The 437-nt window shown below is 53.8% G+C and carries 2 protein-coding genes; both read left to right on the top strand.

Annotated features, from left to right (window positions below; genetic code table 11):
* The coding region (locus AAC147_RS12115; RefSeq protein ID WP_047686709.1) for a DUF2895 family protein at positions 1-228 on the top strand (228 nt) is incomplete at its 5' end.
* A partial coding sequence (locus AAC147_RS12110) for a DUF3438 family protein (protein WP_047686706.1) occupies positions 225-437 on the top strand: 213 nt, incomplete at its 3' end. The genes AAC147_RS12115 and AAC147_RS12110, both read left to right, overlap by 4 nt.

Below are 437 nucleotides of genomic sequence, written 5' to 3'. Positions count from 1 at the left end.
CGTGACCGGGATAACTGGGTAGTCCGGCTGGATTTGGTGGCCGATGAATATTACCACGCTGAACCGGTCAAACGGGCACTGGTACGTTATCCGCTGAAAGTGGTGCGCTGGGCAGGCGATGCCGAACGTAATCCCTTCGGGCTGGCACTGGATTGTTACGACGGCATGCCCCAGCGGCTGGAAGCCATGCCACAACCACAGGAAGAGAAAAAAGGCGTATTTCAATGAGCAGAGTGTCATTTGGCCGCTGGCTGGGATGGGGCAGTTTGTTATTGTTCAGCGTCGGCACACAGGCTGATGAACTGATGAAATGGGAACGTATTCCATTATCCCTCTCACTCAAAGTGGGGCAGGAACGCATTATTTTTGCTGACCGGAATGTCCGTATTGGTTTGCCGCCGTCACTCAGTGATAAATTGCGGGTACAAAGTGCCGGC

Origin of the sequence: Xenorhabdus sp. NBAII XenSa04 (assembly GCF_963866145.1) — a bacterium.
In the GTDB taxonomy this organism is placed as follows: Bacteria; Pseudomonadota; Gammaproteobacteria; order Enterobacterales; family Enterobacteriaceae; genus Xenorhabdus; species Xenorhabdus indica.
Note: the sequence above shows the minus strand (reverse complement) of the source record. Positions and strands in the feature narration are given on the sequence as shown.